The sequence below is a fragment of the Paenarthrobacter sp. CC6 genome, from assembly GCF_040560085.1.
In the GTDB taxonomy this organism is placed as follows: domain Bacteria; phylum Actinomycetota; class Actinomycetes; order Actinomycetales; family Micrococcaceae; genus Arthrobacter; species Arthrobacter nicotinovorans.
On sequence record NZ_JARDAN010000011.1, the window covers coordinates 40,321 to 61,237 of the forward strand.

Below are 20,917 nucleotides of genomic sequence, written 5' to 3' on the forward strand. Positions count from 1 at the left end.
TCACTTAGACCAGCGGGGCCGGCGGCGTCCCTCTACCTTCCCCCCAACACTGGAGCCTTCCATGCGACTTTCCAATCTCATTCCCGTCCGCGCCGGAGCCGTTCTCACCGGCGCCCTGCTCGTCTTTGCCCTGGCTGCTTGCGCCCCGGCAAACCCTTCGGCCACCGGCACACCATCCATTCAAGTGACCGACAAGGCGCTGCCCAGCAGCCACGTGCACGGACTCACCGTCGACGGTGATACCGGCCAAGTACTGCTGGCCACCCACGACGGGCTTTTCGACATGACCAAGCAGCCGGCAACCAAGATCGGTGGCACCAACGACCTGATGGGCTTCACCATCGGAAAAGACGGCATCTTCTACGCCTCCGGCCACCCGGGCCAAGGTTCTGACCTGCCCAACCCCCTCGGACTGATCAAATCCACCGACGGAGGACAACGCTGGGAGAAGCTCTCCCGGCAAGGCGAATCCGATTTCCATGCCATGGCCACCACTAAATCAGGCATCGTCGCGTACGACGGGGAACTGCGCAGCAGCCCCGACGGGAAAACCTGGAAAACCGTCGCCGCCGCTTTCGCCCCGGCCGTCCTGGCCGGGCATCCCGACAGCGACATCGTGCTGGGCACCACCACCGAAGGGATCCAACGCTCCACCGACGGCGGAACCACCTGGACACTGAACACGACCGGCCCGGTAATCCAGTACGCCGCTTTCGCCACCCCGGACGAGGCGGCAGGCGTTGCCCCCGACGGAACGGTCTACTACTCATCCGACGGCGGAGCCACTTGGACCGAAAAGGGGCGCATCGATGGTGAAGTCCTGGCCATCGCGGCCGTCAAAGGCGGGGGCGGGAATCCCCGCATCTGGGCTGCCACACCGGACGGAATTTTTGTTTCCACCGAGGATGGAACGAGTTTCCACCCCGCCGTCTGAAGCGCATGGACACGTTTGAATCAGTGCTCCAGCTGTCGCGACGTGCGGGCAGTCTGATTGGTCCAAGGGCAGACAGGGCGGCCCGGTGGGCATGACGTAGCCCCGCTGTTCGGGTTGATGAGCAAGACACAACAGCGTATCTTTAGGTGCATATATACGCACATATGCACCTAATCGGTTTGTTGAGGGTTTACGATGCTGTCTGTTTTGCAGGATACGACGTACCGTCGTTTGTTTTTGGCCCAGGTAGTGGCGCTGGTGGGTACCGGGCTTCTGACAGTTGCGCTGGGCCTGTTGGCCTTTGACATTGCCGGTCGGAACGCCGGGGCGATCATGGGCACGGCTTTGCTGATCAAGATGCTGGCGTACGTGGGTTTCGCCCCGGTCATTAACGCTCTGGTCGCTCGTTTACCGAAGAAGCCGGTTCTTATCGGGGCAGATTTGGTGCGGGCTGCGATGGCCCTGTGCCTGCCGTTCATCACGGAGGCGTGGCAGATCTACCTGGTGATTTTCCTGCTGCAGTCGGCGTCGGCGACGTTTACCCCGGCGTTCCAGTCGCTGATCCCCACCGTGCTGAGAAGCGAACGTGATTACACCCGTGCCTTGTCCTTATCCAGGCTCGCTTATGACATGGAGGCGTTGGTCAGCCCTGCAGCGGCGGCGCTGCTGCTGAGCGTCGTCAGTTACAACAACCTGTTCCTGGGCACCGTGGCCGGGTTCATGTTCTCCGCCGGGATGGTCGCCTTTACGGCTCTTCCCCCGACCGCTCTAAACGGCGCGGAGGCGGCCAGTTCTTTGTGGCACCGGACTACCCTGGGTGCCAGAATCTTCTGGCGGAACCGACGGCTGCGGTCGCTGCTGGCATTGAATATGGTGGTCGCCGCCCCGACTTCGCTGGTCTTGGTGAACTCTGTCGTCTATGTCCGGGACGTTCTGCATCGCCCCGAGACAGACCTTGCCTTGGTTTTGGCCTGTTTCGGGGTCGGCTCGATGGTCGTGGCGGTGACGGCACCACGCGTGCTGGAGCGTTTCGGGGATCGGGCGGTGATGCTCAGCGGCGCGGCACTGATCCCGGTTGCCTTGGCAGCTGCCACGACGGTCACGTTCCTGGCTGCCCCGGGCGCTGGATGGTGGTGGTTGCTCGCCCTGTGGTTCCTGCTCGGCGCGAGCAACTCCACTATCCTTACACCGTCCGCGCGGTTGCTGCGGGACGCGTCGACAGAGGAGAGCCGCCCCTATGTTTTCACGGCGCAGTTCTCGCTCTCGCATGCCTGCTACATCCTCAGCTACCCACTGGCGGGCTGGATCGGAGCGGCCTCCGGCTTGGGCTGGGCTGCACTGGGATTGACGATTCTTGCAATACTGGGCAGTGTGGGAGCCTTCCTGTCCTGGCCCCGGCCCACCGCCATGAGTACCTTGAAATCCATGAACGAAGGAGTGGAGTGTTGAGCAGCCAGCCGAGCTCGTTAGGCGGCGCCTTTGGCGAGCCCTCGCTTTTCCACCCCGGCAGGCCTGGGCCGGAGCTGCTTGAGAGCGCCGCCGGCACCCTGCGGATGCTCGCCGAACCAACCCGGCTACACCTTCTGTGGGAGCTCGCGCAGGGCCCGAAGTCCGTCACCGAACTCGTCGACTCCGCGTCTGTTCCACGGACGGTGATCAGCCAGCACCTGTCCAAGCTACGGTTGAGCGGACTCGTCGATACCCGCAAAGATGGCCGGCGCGTTATCTACTCCCTCCACGACGGCCACCTGTCCAGACTTATCCAGGAAACCATCAACCATGCCGACCATCAGGTAACCGGGGAACCAGCCCACGGCTAAACCCTTCTGCGTGTCGTCACACCCTGGCAATGTACGGATCCGCGCTGACCTTGCAGCCCGACGGCCACATTCCTATGGCGGGGTGTTCTTAGCAGGTTCCTTTGTCGGGGGCATTGTTTCCGACCGCTTTCGACCTACCGACGGGCCAAGGTTGGATCCGTGATCTGTCTCTTGGGTCTGGCCGCTATCACGTTCGTCGACATGCGACGAAGTCGAGGCCTATCGCGAGGTTCAGCCTACACAGGGACCACCCATATTGCTTCTGAGGCTGAGGCGCCCAAGTCGATGTCCTCGTCTTGTCCGTGGAGCCGGACGGTGATCAGGTCGGTATAGGGCCGCGGCGGCCGTATGGACAATTGGGTATCCGGTGAGAGCCCGAGTTCGGCAAAAAAGCGCAACATCTCCGGGTCGGCGTCGGAGATCCGAATGACCGCAACCGTACTTCCCGCGGCAGTGGCCGACAGCTGTGTTCCTACTGTCTGAATCGGGGACCCATCAGCAGGCGGTATCGGGTCGCCGTGGGGATCTCGCCTGGGATGCCCCAGTCGCTGGTCGATGCGCTCGATGAGTTTGTCCGAGACAGCATGCTCAAGGGTCTCGGCCTCGTCGTGGACCTCGTCCCAGCCATACCCGAGAACCTGGACAAGAAAGGTCTCCAGGAGACGGTGCCTGCGGACCATGGTGACAGCGTGTTCCCGGCCTTCCCGGGTCAGCTCGATGGCGCCGTAGGGGGCGTGGGTAACCAGATTCTGCGCAGCCAGCTTCTTAATTCCGTCCGAGACCGTGGATGGCCGCACCCTCAGGCGCTCGGCCATGGCACTGACGGTTATTGGGGTGGCGGACCATTCGGTGGCGGACCAAATCAGCTTCAGGTAGTCCTGGGCGGAGGTGGATAGGTCAGTTACGAGCATTGCTTCATACTACTTTAACGCCGCCCAAATGTTAGGCTTACCGAACAATATTGTTTTCAGCGTTGAAATCTAGGAGTCGGTGTGCCGAAATTCAGTTTGGAGAAGCTGCTAAGCCGGCGGTCGATGATCTCCGGCGCCGCAGCCCTCGCCGCAGTGCCGGCATTCTCGTCACTGGCGCCCCGTGAGGCCCAGGCCTCCGGCGCAGGACCGCACTCCGGTCATGGCACGCCCGCCCAGAACACCACCCCCCGAGCATCCACCAGCGGCCCGGCCGCGGCCACTGCTGGTTCCGCAGGTGGCGCCACTTCCATGAGCCATGCCGGCCACGCCGGCTTCGCTGGCGGATCCGTCCCGGTCGACCGGGCCGGGATCGATCCCACCGCCATCCTGCGGGACTTCGACCGGGGGAAGACCAGCACCCTGCCAAACGGGCGGACACTGCGGGAATGGGACATCGTGGCCGTGGACAAGGACTTCGAAATTGCCCCCGGAGTGACCTTTCCGGGATGGAGTTACAACGGACGGATCCCCGGGCCCACGCTCTGGGCGCGGGAAGGAGACCTGCTGCGGATCCACTTCACCAACGCCGGCGCGCATCCGCACACCATGCACTTCCACGGTGTGCACCGGGCGGAAATGGACGGCACTCCCGGGATCGGCGCCGGCTCCATTGCGCCAGGCCAGAGTTTTACCTACGAGTTCGATGCCACACCGTTCGGCACCCACCTCTACCACTGCCACCAGTCACCACTGGCACCCCATATCGCCAAGGGCCTCTACGGCGGATTCATCATCGAACCCAAAGAGGGACGACCGCCGGCCGATGACGAGATGGTCATGGTCATGAACGGCTACAACACCGATGGCGGGGACGATAACGAGTTCTACTCGGTCAACGGGCTGCCGTTCCATTTCATGGACTACCCCGTCCAGGTCAAACAAAACGCGTTGGTGCGGATCCATCTGATCAATGTGCTTGAGTATGACCCCATCAACTCCTTCCACGTGCATGGCAACTTCTTCCATTACTACCCGACCGGGACCATGCTGACGCCCAGTGAATTCACCGACACCATTTCCCAGGTGCAGGGCCAACGCGGCATCGTGGAAATCCGCTTCCCCTACCCCGGCAAGTTCATGTTCCACGCCCACAAGACCGAGTTCGCCGAACTCGGCTGGATGGGCTTCTTCGAGGTGACCCCGGCATGAACATTGAAGAACAAACCACGACGACGGTATCGCCCACTCCTCCCGGTGGCCGCCGTCCGCCGGTGCCCGGCTGGTTGCTTGGCCTCGGACCGTTGGTCCTTATCGTCGTCCTGATGGCCGTGTTCGCCTTGCTGAACGGCCCCGGGTTGGCGAAGCTGTCCGAAGGCATCCCACCCAAGGAAGAGATCGCCGTCGAAGACGTCCGCTTCCTGCCCGGCCAGATCCAGGTCACTGCCCGCAACGAGGGCCCGGACCCCGTCAGTATCGCCCAGGTGAACGTCTCGGACTACTACGCGGCCTTCACCCAGACGCGCGAAACCATGGCCCCGCTCGAAACCACGACGCTGACCATCAGCTACCACTGGGTGGATGGGGACCCGTACGAGATAGCCCTCGTCACCTCCATCGGCGGCAAAATCCCCGCCACGGTTGATGCAGCAGCCCTTAGCCCCGAACGCGGCACCTCGTTCTTCGGTCTGATGACCCTGCTGGGCATCTACGTAGGCGTCATTCCGGTTGCCGTGGGCATGCTGTGGATGCCGTTCATCCGCCGCTCCTCAGCGGCCTGGATCAGGCTCCTGCTCGGTGTCACGGTCGGGCTCCTGGCCTTCCTCGCCGTCGACGCCACGCTCGAAGGCATGGAACTGGTCGCCGGGAGCGGCGCGTTTGGCGGCCCCCTGGTGGTGTTCCTCGGCGCCCTCGTCGCGTACCTGGTGCTCGAAGGCACCGATGCCTGGATGCGTCGACACCAGGACCTCAGCAGCACCGGAAAACCCGCCGCCCTGCCGCCACATCGACTGGCCCTGCTCATCGCCATCGGCATCGGTCTGCACAACCTCGGCGAAGGGCTGGCCATCGGCTCCGCATACGCCGTGGGAGCGCTGGCGCTCGGTGCCACTCTGATTGTGGGCTTCGCCATCCACAACACCACCGAAGGCCTCGCCATCGTCACGCCCCTGGCCAAGGAACCCGCACGACTGGGCCGGCTTGCGGTACTGGGTCTGATCGCCGGGGCACCGGCCATCGCCGGAGCCCTCATCGGGGCCACCGTCAACCAGCCCGCGCTCTCGGCCTTCCTCCTGGGGCTTGGAGCAGGCGCCGTCGCCCAGGTCGCCCTCAAGATCCTGCCCCTGATGAAAGACCACGCCGGCAAGGTACTGACCCCGCTGGCCAGCGCCGGCATCATCCTCGGCCTTGCCATCATGTTCGCCACGGGTCTGCTGGTTCAGGCCTGACAGCGGCGCTCTGAGCCTCACCGACAAAAGTACACAATTGCGTGGATACATTGATGAATGTAATTTTGGAGCATGGAAACTCTCACGCACGCCCCGGTGCTCGCGCGGTTCGGCTACGCGGTCTCGGATCCCACCAGGGCTAGAATCCTGCTGGCACTCTCCGAAGCGCCGGGATACCCTTCCAGCCTCGCCGAGGCGCTGTCGGTATCGCGGCAGAGCATGTCCAACCACCTGACCTGCCTGCGCGGCTGCGGCCTGGTAGTGGCAGTCCCGAACGGGCGGCGGATGCGGTACGAACTCGCCGATGCCAGGCTGGGCCACGCGATCACTGACCTTCTGGGCGTCGTCCTGGCTGTGGACCCAACCTGCTGTGCTCCCGGCGGCGGAGCGCCTGCCCTGGCCAGCCGGTTCGAAACCGACCGGCCCGGCCGGCTGCCGCTTCACACTGGAGGAACGGTTAGGCCATGACCGACTATGAACTGCGCGTCATCGAGGGCTGTCCGAACACTGTTCCTGCGCTGAATCTGTTTCGCAGCGCCCTGGAAGCGGCGGGGCTACCGGTGACACGTCTCCGTGTCCGGGTCCTCACCTCTGATCGTGAAGCCCAGGAACTGGGCTTTCAGGGCTCACCGTCGTTCATCGCCGCCGGAGATGACCTGTTTCCGGCGGTAGCGGTTCCAGCAGTGAGCTGCCGCGTTTACCCTTCCTCGGGGAAAATGGCAGGATTGCCGGCTTTGGCGTCGTTAGTGGCGGCTGTGCGCGGGTCGGGTCAGGAGGCATGAGGGACCAGGAAACCAAGACGTTGCTCCCGTTGCGTGCGTCGATGGCACTGGCGGTCGCTGGTTTGGCGCTGGGTGACTTGCTGGTCAAATCCGCCGTGGTTCTGACGATGGGCCAAGGCCAGCTCTGGGACCTCGGAGTAGTTAACGTCCGGTTAGCATACAACACCGGTGTCGCGTTCGGCCTCGGCGCGACCTTGTCCCCGTGGATTGTCCTCGCAGCGACGGCAGCGATCGTGGCGGTGCTGGCCGTTTACCTGTACCGGGCGGCTCCCGGATTCAACCGGGTGTCCCGGGCCGGAGCGATCCTCCTGCTCGGCGGCGCCGTCGGGAATTTGGTGGACCGAACGGACGGGGCCGGGGTCGTTGATTACCTGCACACCGGTTGGTTCCCGACCTTCAACCTTGCCGACGTCTTCGTCACCGTTGGAGTCGGCCTGCTGGTGGTGGGGTCCATCCGCACCCCGGCCTTGGCCCCTAAAAAGAAGAGGGGCGCTGACCGGTGGACATAGGTGAGTACTTTGCCTCGATGGTAACCTCCGGGGCGCTGGTCCTGGCGCTTCCCCTGGCGGCAGTGGCGGGCTTGGTGTCCTTCCTGTCGCCCTGCATTCTTCCGCTGGTTCCGGGCTACCTGGGCTTCGTCTCCGGGCTTACGGACCCGGCCCAACCGCGGAACAGGCGACGCGTCCTGGCCGGCGTTGGACTGTTTATTCTGGGCTTCGGGGCCGTGTTCACCCTGTACGGGGCCGCTTTCGGCGCGATCGGGGCCTGGTTGATCCGTTGGCAGGATCCCCTCATGAGGGGCCTGGGGATCGTGGTCATCCTCATGGGGCTGGTGCTGCTCGGACGATTTTCCTGGCTCCAACAGACCCGGAAATTCCAGATCCCCGGCCGCAACGGGCTCTCCGGCGCCCCGCTGCTCGGAATCGTCTTCGGCCTGGGATGGACCCCCTGCATGGGACCGACGCTCAGCGCCGTCCTCAGCCTGAGCGTCACCGCCGGGAGCGCCTGGCGCGGGGCCTTGCTCGCCTTTGTCTACTGCCTTGGCCTGGGCATTCCCTTCGTCCTCGTGGCCCTGGGCCTGAACTGGGTATCCAAGGCCCTGCTCGTGGTGCGCAGGCACATCAAGGCCGTGAATATCGGCGGCGCCGTCATGCTCATCATCCTCGGTGTCCTGATGGTGTCCGGCTTGTGGGTGCAATGGATCTACCAACTGCAAAACCTCGCCGGAACGTTCCTGATGCCCGTCTAGGCACGTCCACCCCGGAACTCTGATACGAAAAGCAAGGACAACCTCATGAGCAGTCAACCACAAGCGCACCGGGGACCCCGCCGCCGCACTATCCTGGGCCTGGGCGGGGCACTGCTTGCCCTCGCCGGCTGCGCAAGCCAGGATGATCTGGCCGAGCAGGCCAAAGCCGGAGACGACAAAAACTACATCGCCGGAGACGGGTCCGTGAACGAATACCCACCCGCCTCACGCGGCTCCCGGGTCTCCCTGGAAGGCCAGCTCTTCAACGGCGAGAAGATTTCTGCCCAGGACTGGGCCGGCAAGGTCGTGGTCCTGAATTTCTGGTACGCAGCCTGCGCACCCTGCCGGGTCGAGGCGCCGGACCTGGCCGCCCTCCACCTCGAATTCAAGGACAAGGGCGTGCTGTTCTACGGGGTCAACGTCCGCGACGACGCCGCAACCGCAGAAGCCTTCGAACGGACCTTCAACGTGCAATACCCCAGTTTTGATGACAGCGACGGCGGCGTGCTGCTGGCAATGACCGAGTACGTCCCGCCCCGCGCGGTACCCACCACCCTCGTGCTCGACACAGAAGGCCGCGTCAGTGCTCGGATCCTCGGGGTCTCCCAAAAAGGAACCCTGAAAGCACTGATCACCTCCGCCGCGGCCGGATCCTGAACAGATGCCCCGCCGTGAATCCAACCTCAAGGAATCCCTCCCCATGACCAGCACCCCACCACCGACCGGGACGATGCAAACTGCCGGTTCCACCGCGCAGTCACAGGCCCCCCGCTTCACCCGCGACAAGCCCCTTGGCTGGCTCCTGCTCATCACCGGGGTCATCGGCTGGCTGGCCTCCGGCACCTTGGTTTTGGAGAAACTCGAAGTCCTCAAAGACCCCGGATACCAAACCGCCTGCGACATCAATCCCTGGATTTCCTGCGGCCAGGTCATGCAGACCTGGCAGAGTTCGGTCTTCGGCTTTCCCAACATGTTCATCGGGATCGTGGCGTTCGCTGTCATCATCACCACCGGCATGGCACTGCTCTCCGGCGCCACCTTCGCGCCCTGGTACTGGGCAGGGCTCCAGGCCGGCGTCACCCTTGGTTTTGCCTTTGTCGTGTGGCTATGGTCCCAGGCCCTGTACTCGATCCACATCCTCTGCCCCTTCTGCATGATCGTCTGGGCAGCAATGATTCCCCTCTTCGTCTGGGTCACGGCCCGAAACCTCACCCACGGAATCATCAAGGTCCCCGCACAGGCCGCGCGCATTGTGGGCGAGTCCGGCTGGATCATCACTGCCCTGCTCTACGTGGCCGTGGCCGCGACCATCTTCTTCGCGTTCCTTCACGTGTTCATTGGCACCTCCGGTTTCTAAAAAGGGCCCCCGGAGCGCGGCCTAAGTCCTGCTGCCGCAAGGATGGATCGCTCCGCGGGCGGCCCGACGTGCCGGACGTGGAACCTCTGACGTGCACCAGAGCCGCGTCAACGGGCCCCGCCCCAAACCTTCATCGCCCCGCCAATCGAGGAATGCCCATGGCCCGGAACCAGCCAAAGCCCAGGACCGCCAACCGGAGGCCCGGCCCACCGGACCGCGAGGGAGCGGGCATCCTAACCGGCCTGCGCGACCTCATCGACAACATCGCCAACACCTCCCCTGCCCGGCTGGCTTTCAGCGCCTTCGTGGTGGTGATTCTGCTCTTCACCGGCCTGCTGTCCCTGCCGGCGTCCTCCGCCACCGGTGAGCAAACACCCCTCCATCAGGCCATGTTCACGGCCGTCTCCAGCGTCTGCGTCACCGGACTGACAGTAGTATCCACCGCCACGCACTGGTCCTTCTTCGGGCAGCTGGTCATCCTGGTGGGCATTTTCGTCGGGGGTTTGGGCACGCTGACGCTCGCGTCCCTGTTGGCCCTCATGGTCAGCAAGCGCCTGGGCGTGCGCGGCAAGCTCATCGCCCAGGAAGCCATGAACAACGCCGGAAGGTTCGGTGAAGTCGGTACGCTCCTGCGGATCGTCATCGTGACCTCGGTGGTCATCGAAGCGGGGCTGGCCATCGCCCTGATCCCCCGCTTCGTGGTCCTGGGCGAGCCGTTCTGGCAAGCCGTGTGGCACGGCGTCTTCTACTCCATCTCAGCTTTCAACAACGCAGGGTTCACACCCCATTCGGACGGGATCGTCCCTTACGAAACCGACCTGTGGATCTTGGTCCCGCTGATGCTGGGCGTTTTCCTCGGCAGCCTGGGCTTCCCGGTAGTCATGGTCCTCCGGCAGAACGGGCTGAACTGGAAGAAGTGGAACCTCCACACCAAGCTCACCATCCAGGTCTCCCTCATCCTGCTCGCGGCAGGTACGGTCCTGTGGGCAGTCATGGAGTGGGACAACGTTCGGACCATCGGTACCTTGGAGGCCGGCGAGAAGGTCATCCATTCGCTCTTTGCCTCTGTCATGACACGCTCGGGCGGTTTCAACCTGGTGGATCAGAACCAGATGGAATCCACCACGATGCTCCTCACCGACGCGCTCATGTTCGCCGGCGGCGGGTCGGCCTCCACAGCCGGCGGCATCAAGGTGACCACCATCGCCGTCATGTTCCTGGCCATAGTGGCCGAAGCCCGCGGCGATGCCGACGTGAAGGTCTATGGCCGCACCATTCCCCAGGGCACCATGCGGGTGGCGATCTCCGTGATCGTCGCAGGAGCCACCCTTGTGTCCGTCGCCGCCTTTCTGCTCCTGCAGATCAGCGGGGCCTCCCTTGACCGGGTACTGTTCGAAACCATCTCGGCCTTTGGCACCGTGGGACTGAGCACCAACCTCAGTGCCGAGCTGCCGCCAATCGGGGTGTACGTCTTATCGGCTCTGATGTTCGCCGGGCGCGTCGGCACCGTCACCCTGGCCGCTGCACTGGCCCTGCGCCAACGCAGCCAGCTGTACCACTACCCCGAAGAGCGACCGATCATTGGCTGACCCCGCCCCTGGAGGGTGGGAGGTGCCCCCATCCGGGTCAGATCCAGCCTTGCGGATTTACCGTCTGACCGTTCAGGAGTACTTCGAAGTGCAGGTGGCAGCCGGTAGAGGCTCCGGTGGTCCCGGCCGCGGCAAGCCGCTGGCCGGCGGTCACGGTCGCCCCGACAGAGGTTTCGATGGACGCCAAGTGGTTATAAGTACTCTTCAGGCCGTTACCGTGGTCCACCACAATCCTGTTTCCGCCTCCATAAGCGGACCAACCGGCCTCCACGACCGTTCCAGCGCCCGCGGCGAATACTGCGGTCTGACACGCTGCCACGAGGTCAAGACCGGTGTGGAGCTCCCCGGAGCCGCTGATCGGGCTGGAGCGGATACCGAACGGCGAAGTGACCGACATGCTGGCCAGCGGCGCGCCGAGCCGGGCAGAGGAAGCAGCGGGTGCGGCAGCGACAGCCTTCGGTGCTGCCGTGCCCGCGGCGGCAACCTGGGCCTTGGCCGGTGCGGGAACCGGCGCCTGCTCGGTGGTGACAGCCGGCCGTTCATAGCTGATGGATGCCCCGGCCGAGGCCTGAACCGGTGCACTGGAGGCTTGTGCCGTTGAGGCTTGCACGGCGGGACCGGTGGCTGTTCCGGTGGGGGCTGGGCCGGCGTGGGCTGCGGTGAGTGAGGCCGTCAGGATCGCGGCGACGCTCAGCGTGGCGGCAGCGGTGACCTGTTTGCGCCGACTCCCGCCTGGCCCGGCGGCCGGCACACCCCGGTGCTGCGGCGTAGTCGGGGATGTCGTCGGGGCAGACGCGCGGGGGAAGGGACCCGAGGTTGGTTTTCGGCGCCGGCCATGGGGGGATGAGGAAGTCAAAGGGGATCCTTTCGTTCGCCTGCGAAGTTAGCTGTCGGGTTCGAGCCAAGGAAAATGCCCGGCCGCTGACCCGGTGGCCATCTGACCACCGGCGTCGCGGCTCCACCCCAAGGCAGGCTGGCTGCCGATTGTGGGTCCTCCACCCCCGCCGTGAAAAGGGATAGTCGTTTGATGCCGCCGGCGGGGCTGAGCGTACGGCATCAAGGGTTTTAGTACAGAAAAACCTGAACTAATAGTAGCCACAAAGCGTCATCGTTACAATTTCGTGACACGGCGCTGGGCGGCACCGGGGCTTGAACCCGGCGGGGTGCTGCTTCCGGCGGTCCGGACCACAGCAACATCTGGGCATGTCGTCAGATGTGCAGCCAATGGTGTCAACGAACCCCACCTCGGGATGGTTCCGGTACCGGGGCATGCCACCACGGAGCCCTTGTGATTGAGGTCCCGGTGCCGCGGAGCACGTCGGGGCCAGCTGAAGGATCCTGGTGTTCTCTTACGAGTACGCGGTTCGTTTCTGCGGAGGAGGGTAGAACCGGACACCCACGCCCAGGGGCCTGTCGGTGTGACAGCCTGGATGCCACTGTCGACCGGCCCAGGGCGGGGGGCTTAGAGCCCCATGGAGTCCAGAAGGGCGTCTTCTTCTTCGGAGCCGGAGCGCTTGGGCCGGGAGGGAACCCGGGGCTGCTGAACGGCTTCAGCCGGGTCCGCCGTGTTCTCCGGCATGTCGGATTCCTCGCGCCCGATCCGGGCCTGTTGCCGAGCCATGTATCCGAAGCCGACGAACGCCAGAACTCCAAAGGTGATCCACTGCAGGGCATAGGACAGGTTCGAGCCTTCCTTGACGGCGGGTGCGGCGAGTGGCTGGGGGGCCACGGACGGTGGTGGAGACTCCGAGGCCATCACCCCGTAGCTGCCCGTCATGAGCGGGTAATCCAGTTGCCTCCCGTAATGGGACAGGTCGATGCTGGCCAGCTGGCCCTCGGGCGCGTCACGGCCGAGATCAGGTTCGGACGGCTTGATCCGGATGACCGCTGCAACCTCACCGGTCGGCGGGCCGGGCACCGCGTCGGGGTATCCGGGCCGGTCATTGCCTATCGGCAGCCATCCTCTGTTGATCGCGATCGTCTCACCGGAGCTCAACCGGAACGGGACCAGAACCTCGTATCCGGCGGCGGAATTGTTGGGCCGGTTCCTGACGATTCTCTGGTCCTGCGCAAGGTACCAGCCCGTCACCGATACAGTCGTCCACTTCGCCTCAGGGTCGGCAACGGCGAAGTATGTACTGGCGTCCTTGAACGGCACGGGGGGTTTGTCATAGTTCTCCTGGACCCTGCGGATCTCTGTCACGGCCTGATTCCGACGATCCATCTGCCAGTTCCCGAGTCCAATGCACGCGGCGGCGAACAGTGCTGCCATCATCAGGAAACCGGCCCAACGCCAGGACAGCAGGAACCTATACGCCACCGGGGTCCTCCTGGAGCTGCCACTGCCCGACCAGCAGTGCGCGGATGGCCGCCGCTTCGGCGGCCAGGCGGTGGTCCTCGCCGCGGGCCAGCAGACCGTATTCGACCATGGTTCGTCCGTCCTCGTGGGTGCCGGCGCGGACCCAGACCCTGCGGCGGTTCACGTACAGCGAGGCCAGCAGGCCAGCGACGGCCATCAACGAGAAGATCAGAACGCCAGTCTGTCCGGGGGTGCTGCGGATGTCCACGCCAATGTAGCGTTTGAGGCCATCGAAGCTGATGCTTCCCTTGCCCTCGGGCAGCGTGTATGTGCCACCGGGAGCCAGTGTGATGCCCTTGGCAGGCAGTTCCCGGCCGTTGAGCTGGGTCAATCCCTTCACATCCAGGTTGTAGACATTCTGCGGCGCGCCGGTGTCCAGGCCCAGATCCCCATAGTAGGAGTTCAGGTTCAGTTGGGGGTTCAGCGGGTCCGGGTCGAAGCTGTAGGCGACCCCCTCCTCGTTTTTGATCGCGGAGGGAAGAAAGAATCCCACGAAACCCAGTTGCGCCGGACGGGCATCTGGAACCTTGATGACAACCGTTGACGTGTAAACCCCATCGTTCGGGATGCCCACTACCGGTCCGCTGAATGCCGTATCACCATTGCCATCCCGGACCGTGATGACCGGGGCGTAGCCGTTGCCAACCAAAAAGACGCCCACCTCCCCGAAATAGACAGGGTCATTGACCTTAAGCGTCCGGGGTTCCTGGGCTGCACCGGGGGCATCCCTGGTTCTCAGCTGGGCGGTGAAATCAATAGGTTGGCCGAACTGCCTGCTGGACTCCCGGTCGAACCGGACAGCGAACGTGTCCAAGGTGACCGTAAACGGCTCCAACCACGAGGACTGGAAGTTCGTTCCGGGCGCAAAGTTGTCGTAGCCCACGAGCGTGTTGACGAAGGTATCGCCTTCGATCAGGATTTTCTGTCCCCGGAACCCGAACAGCCCGCCAATGGCCAAACAGATCAGGACGCCGATCAACGAGGTGTGGAACACCAGGTTGCCGGCCTCCTTCAGGAAGCCACGCTCGGCACCCAAGGACGGTAAAGCTGCTTTCTCGTCCCTGACCTGGACCCGGTAGCCGCGCTTCTTCAGCGCAGCGGCCGCGCCGGCGATGGCGGCCGCGGCAGGTATCCCGGCTTCCGCGGGCACCTGCAGGGTTCCGTACTCCGGCAGCCGGGAGAGCCGCTTCGGGGTCCGCGGAGGGTGCGAACGCATGGCTTTGTAGTGGGCGCGGGCCCTTGGAAGCACACAGCCGATCAGGGAGATGAACAGCAGAATGTAGATGGCGGAGAACCAGGCCGAGGAATAGACGTCGAAAAGCTGCAGTGCGTCCAGGGCCGGGCCGTAGTCCGGGCGGTTCTTGATGTACTGGGTGACGAGCGAAGGGTTGGCCGGACGCTGTGGAAAGAGCGATCCCGGCACCGCGGCGATAGCCAGCAACAGCAGCAGGAACAGGGCTGTCCGCATACTGGTCAGCTGGCGCCAAGCCCAGCGCAGCATGCCAACGGCTCCCAGCGGCGGCGGGGTGGGGCCGGCGTTCTCATCGGTGCGGGCAGGGCCCGCAGAGTTATCAGTGCTCATCGTCGGCGCACCGGTCGGTTGGCCAGTTGGCGCAGGTATTCGTTGTAGGCGTCCAGATCCGGGTCCCCTGCCACGGCTGCCGTCCGGTCCGCCTTAACCCATCCACGGGCCTCCTCCCGCTGCCACCGCACGAGGATGAACATCAGCAACAGCACCCCGGGCAGTTCCCCATATGACCATGCCAGTCCACCGGCCAGGCCCTGGTCGGTCATCGGGTCCACGTTCCAAGTTGCCGGTGGTGCGGCGAAGAACTTGACCATCGGGGCGGTGGCCATCATGATGACAACCCCGAAAAAAGCGTGCAACGGCATCTCAGCAAAGATGTCCAGCATCCGGCCGAAGTGCGTTTGCCTGGTCGGCAGCGGATCCGCTGAAATCAGTGGCACCGTGAACAGGATGCCGGCGGCAAGGAACAACACTTCGAGTCCGACGTGCCCGTACCAGTTGGGCAGCAGCAGGTCCGCAAGCCCGGAGAAATAGACGCCGTAGAAGCTGAGCAGGAACAAGGGCACCATGAAGGCCGGATGGATGGCCAACCGGCCCCAGCGGGAGCGCAGGCCCCAGAGGGCCGCCTTCAGGACCGGCCGGCCCAACCGGCCGTGCGGGGTCGCCCGCAGCAGCAGAGTGCCGGGGGATCCGATGACCAGCAGGGGCGGGACGGCCATCATCAGGGTCAGCTGCTGGAACATGAAAATGGAGAACATCCGCAGTCCGTACCCTTCTATGCCGGCTCCCATGACGACGATGATGGCCAGGCAGCCGAACAGGAAGGAGACGGTGCGAACCGGGGACCAGTGCCGGCCCTGCCGCCAGAGGCTGATGGCGCCGGCCAGATAAAAGAGAGCGGCCAGCAGCGTCAAGGCCGGGATCAGTGGAACAGGCTGGAAGTTCGGTGCCAGGTACTCCCCCAACGATGGCGGCAGCGAGGGAAGCCAGACCGGGCCCTCGACTCCAGGGTCGCCCATGTCAGTACCGCCATCCGGACGAGACGGCCATGCCAGGGGCCAGCGCTAGTTGTTGCTGACCATCGTCAGCCGGTCCCGTCCGGCGTGGCCGACGTGCGTGAGGCCCAGATCCAGCAGCATGCGCACGTGGGAATCGGCCAGTGAGTAATAGGCCATCCGACCGGAACGACGGACCTGCACCACGCGCGGGCCCCGCAGCAGGCGCAGCGCATGGGAGACGCCGGATTCGCTCAACCCTGTGGTGGCAGCCAGATCGCACACGCACATCTCCCCTTCGAGCAGGGCGATGAGGATCCTTACCCGTCCCGGGTCCGAGAGCAGCCCGAAGATCACCGCGAGATCCGTCACGTCCGATTCGGCGGGCATTCGGGACCTGACGGCCTCCACCTTCTCGGCGTCGACCAGACGGATGGCGCATTCGCTGCCCGGCTGGCCGGCGGCGGTCGGCTGTGCCTGTGCTGTTCCGGTCATTCATCAAGACTACCCTTACTTGCTAATGCGTCGCATTTGCCTTGTGGCGTGCCGGGGTGGGCCGGAGAGCCCGGCAGGCTCAGACGGCATCCACCGATTAACGTCTGAACAACTCTACAGATAATCTTGAATGGCGCTGGAATGCACCGGCGCTGCCTGCCCCCGAAGCATCGGAGGAGTCAGGTCCGGACCTGCGTTAGGGAACCATTGTGGCTTTGAAAGCCCCCGCTGCCGGCGACAGCACGGCCGTCTCGCCGAAACTGCGCTGGTTCGCTGTGGCCGGTGTCATCGCCGTGCTCGTGGTGCTGGTGGCCACGGCGTACGGCAGGGGAACCCTGCCTGCCGAGACCCGCGATCCCGGCGCTTTGGTCCGGTGGGGCTATGGTGTCGCCCAGACCATGCAGAACATAGCGGCCGCTGCCACCATCGGTGCCCTTGTGTTTGCTGCGTTCATCGTTCCGCCGGTCCTGCGGGGACGTAAAAATGCGGGCCGGACCGGGTCCGGGGTGACGGCGGCGCAAATCGCTGCCGCCGACGAGCACCCGGCGTTCAGCCGGATCATGGTGCTGGCCTCGGTGGCGAGCCTGACGTGGACCCTTTCGGCCTTGGCAGTATTGGTGTTCAGCTTCTCCGACATCGCCGGCGTTCCGGTCTCGGGGAGCCCCGAATTCGCCGCTCAACTGACCTCCTACATTACCGAGCTTCCCAACGGGGCGGCCTGGCTGTGGGTCGTCATCATCTCCTCGGTCGTTGCCACCCTGACCTTCGGTGTCAGGTCCAGCGCAGGCCTGAGCGCCGCCGCGTTGCTGGCACTCTCAGGCCTAGTGCCGGTGATGCTGATCGGCCACGCGGCCGGTGGAAGCGACCACGAACAGGCCATCAACTCCCTGGGCCTGCACCTGATCGGGGTGTGCCTGTGGTTCGGTGGGCTCATTGCCTTAGGCGTTGCCGGGACAGCCCTGGGCAAAGACACCGCTGCGGTCCTCGGGCGGTTCTCCACCCTGGCCGGTTTTTCCTTCGTCCTCGTGGTGGCCTCGGGGATCATCAATGCCACGATCCGCATCGATTTTCCCGCGGGTCTGGCCTCACCGTACGGTGTCCTGCTGATGGCAAAAACGGTGGCCGCCCTGACCCTGGGAGCGATCGGATTCCTGCACCGGAAGCGGCTGATACCGGCCTTGAGCGTGAAGTCCGGCAACGGGCAGGCGACCGGGTTGGTGTGGCGGTTCATCGTCGTCGAGCTGCTGATCATGGGTGCCGTCAGCGGCCTGGCTGCCGCGCTGAGCCGCACACCGACACCAACCGGGGAGGATATCCGCCCTGCCCTGACCCCCGCCGAAGTCCTCACCGGCTACCTCTTGCCACCGGAACTGACCCCCGAACGCTGGTTCACCATGTGGCGCCCGGACTGGCTCTGGATCGCCTTCGCGCTCTTCGCTGCATACCTGTACCTGCGGGCGGCGCAGCGGCTGCGCCGCCGCGGGGACAGCTGGCCGTGGATACGCACTGCGGCCTGGATCGTGGGGTTGGCGGCGCTGGTGTTTTTCACCTCCGGAGGGCCGTCGGTGTACGGGCGGATACTTTTCAGTGCACACATGCTGGATCACATGGCCCTGACCATGATCGTCCCCGTATTCCTCGTCATCGGAGCCCCGGTCACGCTCGCGCTCAGGACGCTCAAACCGCGGACTGACGGTTCCCGCGGGCCGCGCGAGTGGATCATGGTACTGATCCACTCCCGGGTGGCCGCCATCGTGACGCACCCCCTCTTCGTTGCCGCGAATTTCGCCGGATCCATCGTCCTGTTCTACTACTCCGATGCTTTCGGCTTCGCCCTCCGGGAACACGCCGGGCACGAACTCATGACAGTCCATTTCGTGATCACCGGATACCTGTTCGTCCTGTCGATGATCGGCACCGACCCCATCCCCCGCCGGGCGCCGTATCCGCTGCGGCTGCTGCTGCTTCTGGCCACCATGGCCTTCCACGCGTTTTTCGGTGTCACCCTGATGGGCTCGACTACCCTGATCCAGCCGCAGTGGTTCACTGAACTGGACCGACAGTGGGGAGCGCCGCCCTTGGAGGACCAGCAAATGGCCGGCGCCATCACCTGGGGTATCGGCGAGGTCCCCACCTTGCTGATCGCCATCGGCGTAGCCGTCATGTGGTCACGCTCGGATGCCCGCGAAACGCGGCGCAGCGACAGGGCGGCCGCACGCACCAACGATGCTGATCTGGACGCCTACAACGCAATGCTCGCAAGCCTCGAGGAACGTGACACCAGGGGCCGTGGTGGCCAGGTCTAATCCGGTCAGTCCCAGACCATCATTAAGTTCAGGATATTCTGAATCCACATATTTCTGTATCATTTCTGATATGCGCATACTTTCCACCGTTGATGTCCTGGCCCGCTTCGGTAAAGCTCTCTCGGACCCGACCCGGGCCGCCATTCTCCTGCAGCTAAAAGACGGACCGGCGTTCCCGGCGGATCTGGCCGACAGCATTGGCGTCAGCCGCCAGATTCTCTCCAACCATCTGGCCTGCCTGCGTGACTGCGGGCTGGTCGCCGCGGAACCGGTCGGAAGACGTGTCCGCTACGAACTCTCCGATGCCAAACTGGCGCACGCCCTGGAGGACCTGCTCGGCACCATCCTGACAGTCGATACGATCTGCGGCTGCGCCGAGCCAGAATGCGCCCAGGACACCCCTCCGGGTTCACTTGCTTCTCCCGAGACCATGGAGGTCCGCTCATGAGTGGTCACGAGCACGACCACGCCGCCGCGGCAACGGCACGGCGCGGCAAACTCATCACCGTCTTTGCCATCACCTTCACGGTCATGATTGCAGAGATCATCGGCTCAGTACTGACCGGCAGCCTTGCGCTGCTGGCAGATGCCGGCCACATGTTCACCGACTCGGCAGGGCTGCTGATAGCGCTCATCGCCGCATCATTGGCGTTGAAGCCGGCCACCCTGAAGCGCACGTGGGGGTACAAGCGTGCCGAAATCATCGCTGCCGCCGGACAAGCGGCGCTGCTGCTCGCGGTCGGCGGCTTCGTCATCGTTGAAGGCATCCGCCGGTTCTTCGAGCCCCCGGAAATCGGGGAGTCGACGATGCTCTGGTTCGGCATCATCGGTTTGGCGGGCAACGCGATCGGCCTCGTTATTCTCGCGTCCGGACGGAACCACAACTTCAACATGAAGGCGGCCTTCCTGGAGGTGCTCAATGACGCTCTCGGGTCCGTAGCAGTCATCGTGGCAGCCATCATCATCGCCGTGACCGGCTGGCTTCAGGCCGATGCCCTCGTGTCGTTGCTCATCGGCGTCCTGATCATCCCGCGCACACTTAAGCTGCTCCGAGACACCGTGAATGTGCTCATGGAGTCCACCCCCAAGGGGTTGGATTTGGCCAAGGTGCGCGAGCACATCCTTGCCCTGCCCCACGTCATCGACGTCCACGACCTCCACGCCACCCTGGTGGCCTCCGGAACACCGGTCCTTTCGGCGCACGTCACCGTGGAGGACAGTTGCATGACCGACGGGCATGCCGCCACGATCCTGGCGGATCTGCAGGGCTGCGTGGCCCAGCACTTTGATATCAGCGTCGAACACTCCACGTTCCAGATAGAACCAGCCGCCCACCGCGACCAGGAAAGCATTCACCACTGATGAGCAAAACCCAAACCCCTCCCCCGCCCATGGACACCGCGAAGAAGGCCAGGGTCTTCATCTGGGTCCTGTTGGCCGTCCTCGTCGCCGTTGGGGTGATCTGGTACACCGTCTTCACGCTGAACAAGCCCGCCCCAACAGCCCCGACGCCGGCCGCGGAAGCCCAACTGGTCCGTGAAGACAGTCACCGTGTGACCTCCCCGGCCACCGAGAAAGCCCAGCTCGTTGAGTTCCTGGACTTCGAATGCGAAGCATGCCTTGCCGCCCAACCGCTGGTCGAGGAACTGAAGAAGGAGTTCGGCGACCGGATCACCTTCGTCAACCGCTACTTCCCGTTGCCCGCGCACCGCAATTCAGCCACCGCCGCCCTTGCCGTGGAAGCCGCAGCCCAGCAGGGAAAATACGAGCAGATGTATGCCAAAATGTTCGAAACCCAGCCGCAATGGGGCGAGAAAACCGAATCCCAGGCGCCACTGTTCCGCACCTTCGCTGAAGAACTCGGACTGGACCTGACCGCCTACGACACGGCGGTGGCCGATGACAAGACCAAGGAACGGATCAAGAAGGACATCGCAGATGGCACCGCCCTGGGCGTCAAGGGCACGCCGACGTTCTTTCTCAACGGGAAAATGCTCACCCTTGAGACCAAAGAACAATTCCGGCAGCTGCTCGCGGACGCCGCCAAGTAACAGACCTCCGGACCGAATACACCGCCTCGGGCGTTGCCCGACCCACCCTCCGACGTAACGTAATAAGGAATCCACCCCCTTGAAAGGAACGGTGCGC

22 protein-coding genes and 1 riboswitch are annotated in these 20,917 nt (G+C 64.2%); of the genes, 16 read left to right on the plus strand and 6 right to left on the minus strand.

Annotated elements, in window-relative coordinates; translation table 11 throughout:
* The first annotated feature begins 61 nt into the window (after window positions 1-61).
* The 3 genes from PV760_RS13225 to PV760_RS13235 all read left to right on the plus strand — a co-directional run bounded on the left by PV760_RS13225 (window position 62) and on the right by PV760_RS13235 (window position 2,754).
* The gene (locus PV760_RS13225; RefSeq protein ID WP_354627959.1) at window positions 62-934 is read left to right on the plus strand and encodes a F510_1955 family glycosylhydrolase; all 873 of its coding nucleotides are present in this window, start codon (window positions 62-64) and stop codon (window positions 932-934) included.
* A gap of 195 nt (window positions 935-1,129) precedes the next feature.
* Window positions 1,130-2,383 carry an MFS transporter gene (locus tag PV760_RS13230; protein WP_354627960.1) on the plus strand — a complete coding sequence of 418 codons (1,254 nt, stop codon included), beginning with the start codon at window positions 1,130-1,132 and terminating at the stop codon, window positions 2,381-2,383.
* Window positions 2,380-2,754: an ArsR/SmtB family transcription factor gene (locus PV760_RS13235; protein ID WP_069695551.1), complete on the plus strand. Its 375-nt coding sequence runs from the start codon at window positions 2,380-2,382 to the stop codon at window positions 2,752-2,754. The genes PV760_RS13230 and PV760_RS13235 overlap by 4 nt, the downstream gene beginning before the upstream one ends.
* A gap of 236 nt (window positions 2,755-2,990) precedes the next feature.
* On the opposite strand, the gene PV760_RS13240 is transcribed toward PV760_RS13235, so the two are convergent.
* A complete protein-coding gene (locus PV760_RS13240) occupies window positions 2,991-3,665 on the minus strand; it encodes a metal-dependent transcriptional regulator (protein ID WP_354627961.1) in 675 nt (224 codons plus the stop codon).
* A gap of 81 nt (window positions 3,666-3,746) precedes the next feature.
* Here PV760_RS13240 and PV760_RS13245 point away from each other — a divergent pair, with 81 nt between their 5' ends.
* From PV760_RS13245 to PV760_RS13285, 9 genes are all read left to right on the plus strand, one after another.
* Window positions 3,747-4,874: a multicopper oxidase domain-containing protein gene (locus PV760_RS13245; RefSeq protein WP_354627962.1), complete on the plus strand. Its 1,128-nt coding sequence runs from the start codon at window positions 3,747-3,749 to the stop codon at window positions 4,872-4,874.
* On the plus strand, window positions 4,871-6,109 hold the full coding sequence (locus PV760_RS13250; RefSeq protein ID WP_354627963.1) for a ZIP family metal transporter: 1,239 nt from the start codon (window positions 4,871-4,873) through the stop codon (window positions 6,107-6,109). Before PV760_RS13245 ends, PV760_RS13250 begins: the two co-directional genes overlap by 4 nt.
* A 72-nt stretch (window positions 6,110-6,181) precedes the next feature.
* A complete protein-coding gene (locus tag PV760_RS13255; RefSeq protein ID WP_354627964.1) occupies window positions 6,182-6,577 on the plus strand; it encodes an ArsR/SmtB family transcription factor in 396 nt (131 codons plus the stop codon).
* Window positions 6,574-6,891, plus strand: a complete 318-nt coding sequence (locus PV760_RS13260; RefSeq protein ID WP_354627965.1) for a hypothetical protein — start codon at window positions 6,574-6,576, stop codon at window positions 6,889-6,891. The genes PV760_RS13255 and PV760_RS13260 overlap by 4 nt, the downstream gene beginning before the upstream one ends.
* Entirely contained in the window at window positions 6,888-7,400 is a 513-nt protein-coding gene (gene lspA / locus PV760_RS13265; RefSeq protein WP_354627966.1) for a signal peptidase II, read from the plus strand. The genes PV760_RS13260 and lspA overlap by 4 nt, the downstream gene beginning before the upstream one ends.
* Window positions 7,391-8,140, plus strand: coding sequence for a cytochrome c biogenesis CcdA family protein (locus PV760_RS13270; RefSeq protein WP_354627967.1), 750 nt, complete (start codon window positions 7,391-7,393; stop codon window positions 8,138-8,140). Before lspA ends, PV760_RS13270 begins: the two co-directional genes overlap by 10 nt.
* A 45-nt stretch (window positions 8,141-8,185) precedes the next feature.
* Window positions 8,186-8,797 carry a TlpA family protein disulfide reductase gene (locus PV760_RS13275; protein ID WP_069695527.1) on the plus strand — a complete coding sequence of 204 codons (612 nt, stop codon included), beginning with the start codon at window positions 8,186-8,188 and terminating at the stop codon, window positions 8,795-8,797.
* A 73-nt stretch (window positions 8,798-8,870) separates the two neighbouring features.
* Window positions 8,871-9,497 carry a vitamin K epoxide reductase family protein gene (locus tag PV760_RS13280; protein WP_354628036.1) on the plus strand — a complete coding sequence of 209 codons (627 nt, stop codon included), beginning with the start codon at window positions 8,871-8,873 and terminating at the stop codon, window positions 9,495-9,497.
* Between the two features lie 158 nt (window positions 9,498-9,655).
* Window positions 9,656-11,086 (plus strand): TrkH family potassium uptake protein, encoded by a 1,431-nt coding sequence (locus PV760_RS13285; RefSeq protein WP_354627968.1) that lies wholly within the window; start codon window positions 9,656-9,658, stop codon window positions 11,084-11,086.
* Between the two features lie 37 nt (window positions 11,087-11,123).
* On the opposite strand, the gene PV760_RS13290 is transcribed toward PV760_RS13285, so the two are convergent.
* From PV760_RS13290 to PV760_RS13310, 5 genes are all read right to left on the minus strand, one after another.
* Window positions 11,124-11,942: a M23 family metallopeptidase gene (locus PV760_RS13290; protein WP_354627969.1), complete on the minus strand. Its 819-nt coding sequence runs from the start codon at window positions 11,940-11,942 to the stop codon at window positions 11,124-11,126.
* A 3-nt stretch (window positions 11,943-11,945) separates the two neighbouring features.
* Window positions 11,946-12,119: riboswitch (cyclic di-AMP (ydaO/yuaA leader) on the minus strand.
* Between the two features lie 429 nt (window positions 12,120-12,548).
* The gene (locus PV760_RS13295; RefSeq protein WP_354627970.1) at window positions 12,549-13,406 is read right to left on the minus strand and encodes an SURF1 family cytochrome oxidase biogenesis protein; all 858 of its coding nucleotides are present in this window, start codon (window positions 13,404-13,406) and stop codon (window positions 12,549-12,551) included.
* Complete coding sequence (gene resB / locus PV760_RS13300; protein WP_502921441.1) at window positions 13,396-15,027, minus strand: cytochrome c biogenesis protein ResB; 1,632 nt, start codon at window positions 15,025-15,027, stop codon at window positions 13,396-13,398. The genes PV760_RS13295 and resB overlap by 11 nt, the downstream gene beginning before the upstream one ends.
* Window positions 15,024-15,992 carry a cytochrome c oxidase assembly protein gene (locus PV760_RS13305; RefSeq protein WP_354627971.1) on the minus strand — a complete coding sequence of 323 codons (969 nt, stop codon included), beginning with the start codon at window positions 15,990-15,992 and terminating at the stop codon, window positions 15,024-15,026. Before PV760_RS13305 ends, resB begins: the two co-directional genes overlap by 4 nt.
* 45 nt (window positions 15,993-16,037) lie before the next feature.
* Window positions 16,038-16,463, minus strand: coding sequence for an ArsR/SmtB family transcription factor (locus PV760_RS13310; RefSeq protein WP_069695520.1), 426 nt, complete (start codon window positions 16,461-16,463; stop codon window positions 16,038-16,040).
* Window positions 16,464-16,672: 209 nt separating this feature from the next.
* Here PV760_RS13310 and PV760_RS13315 point away from each other — a divergent pair, with 209 nt between their 5' ends.
* The 4 genes from PV760_RS13315 to PV760_RS13330 all read left to right on the plus strand — a co-directional run bounded on the left by PV760_RS13315 (window position 16,673) and on the right by PV760_RS13330 (window position 20,820).
* Window positions 16,673-18,769 (plus strand): bifunctional copper resistance protein CopD/cytochrome c oxidase assembly protein, encoded by a 2,097-nt coding sequence (locus tag PV760_RS13315; RefSeq protein ID WP_354627972.1) that lies wholly within the window; start codon window positions 16,673-16,675, stop codon window positions 18,767-18,769.
* A 70-nt stretch (window positions 18,770-18,839) separates the two neighbouring features.
* Window positions 18,840-19,217 carry an ArsR/SmtB family transcription factor gene (locus PV760_RS13320; protein WP_354627973.1) on the plus strand — a complete coding sequence of 126 codons (378 nt, stop codon included), beginning with the start codon at window positions 18,840-18,842 and terminating at the stop codon, window positions 19,215-19,217.
* Complete coding sequence (locus tag PV760_RS13325) at window positions 19,214-20,131, plus strand: cation diffusion facilitator family transporter (protein ID WP_069695517.1); 918 nt, start codon at window positions 19,214-19,216, stop codon at window positions 20,129-20,131. The genes PV760_RS13320 and PV760_RS13325 overlap by 4 nt, the downstream gene beginning before the upstream one ends.
* Complete coding sequence (locus PV760_RS13330; protein WP_354627974.1) at window positions 20,131-20,820, plus strand: DsbA family protein; 690 nt, start codon at window positions 20,131-20,133, stop codon at window positions 20,818-20,820. The genes PV760_RS13325 and PV760_RS13330 overlap by 1 nt, the downstream gene beginning before the upstream one ends.
* Window positions 20,821-20,917 lie beyond the last annotated feature (97 nt).

Bases quoted from the DNA above. Each gene is read 5' to 3' on its own strand.
- PV760_RS13225 (WP_354627959.1), top strand. From the start codon at position 62: ATGCGACTTTCCAATCTCATTCCCGTCCGCGCCGGAGCCGTTCTCACC.
- PV760_RS13230 (WP_354627960.1), top strand. From the start codon at position 1,130: ATGCTGTCTGTTTTGCAGGATACGACGTACCGTCGTTTGTTTTTGGCC.
- PV760_RS13240 (WP_354627961.1), bottom strand. From the start codon at position 3,665: ATGCTCGTAACTGACCTATCCACCTCCGCCCAGGACTACCTGAAGCTG.
- PV760_RS13250 (WP_354627963.1), top strand. From the start codon at position 4,871: ATGAACATTGAAGAACAAACCACGACGACGGTATCGCCCACTCCTCCC.
- PV760_RS13255 (WP_354627964.1), top strand. From the start codon at position 6,182: ATGGAAACTCTCACGCACGCCCCGGTGCTCGCGCGGTTCGGCTACGCG.
- PV760_RS13260 (WP_354627965.1), top strand. From the start codon at position 6,574: ATGACCGACTATGAACTGCGCGTCATCGAGGGCTGTCCGAACACTGTT.
- lspA (WP_354627966.1), top strand. From the start codon at position 6,888: ATGAGGGACCAGGAAACCAAGACGTTGCTCCCGTTGCGTGCGTCGATG.
- PV760_RS13275 (WP_069695527.1), top strand. From the start codon at position 8,186: ATGAGCAGTCAACCACAAGCGCACCGGGGACCCCGCCGCCGCACTATC.
- PV760_RS13280 (WP_354628036.1), top strand. From the start codon at position 8,871: ATGCAAACTGCCGGTTCCACCGCGCAGTCACAGGCCCCCCGCTTCACC.
- PV760_RS13285 (WP_354627968.1), top strand. From the start codon at position 9,656: ATGGCCCGGAACCAGCCAAAGCCCAGGACCGCCAACCGGAGGCCCGGC.
- resB (WP_502921441.1), bottom strand. From the start codon at position 15,027: ATGAGCACTGATAACTCTGCGGGCCCTGCCCGCACCGATGAGAACGCC.
- PV760_RS13305 (WP_354627971.1), bottom strand. From the start codon at position 15,992: ATGGGCGACCCTGGAGTCGAGGGCCCGGTCTGGCTTCCCTCGCTGCCG.
- PV760_RS13310 (WP_069695520.1), bottom strand. From the start codon at position 16,463: ATGACCGGAACAGCACAGGCACAGCCGACCGCCGCCGGCCAGCCGGGC.
- PV760_RS13320 (WP_354627973.1), top strand. From the start codon at position 18,840: ATGCGCATACTTTCCACCGTTGATGTCCTGGCCCGCTTCGGTAAAGCT.
- PV760_RS13325 (WP_069695517.1), top strand. From the start codon at position 19,214: ATGAGTGGTCACGAGCACGACCACGCCGCCGCGGCAACGGCACGGCGC.
- PV760_RS13330 (WP_354627974.1), top strand. From the start codon at position 20,131: ATGAGCAAAACCCAAACCCCTCCCCCGCCCATGGACACCGCGAAGAAG.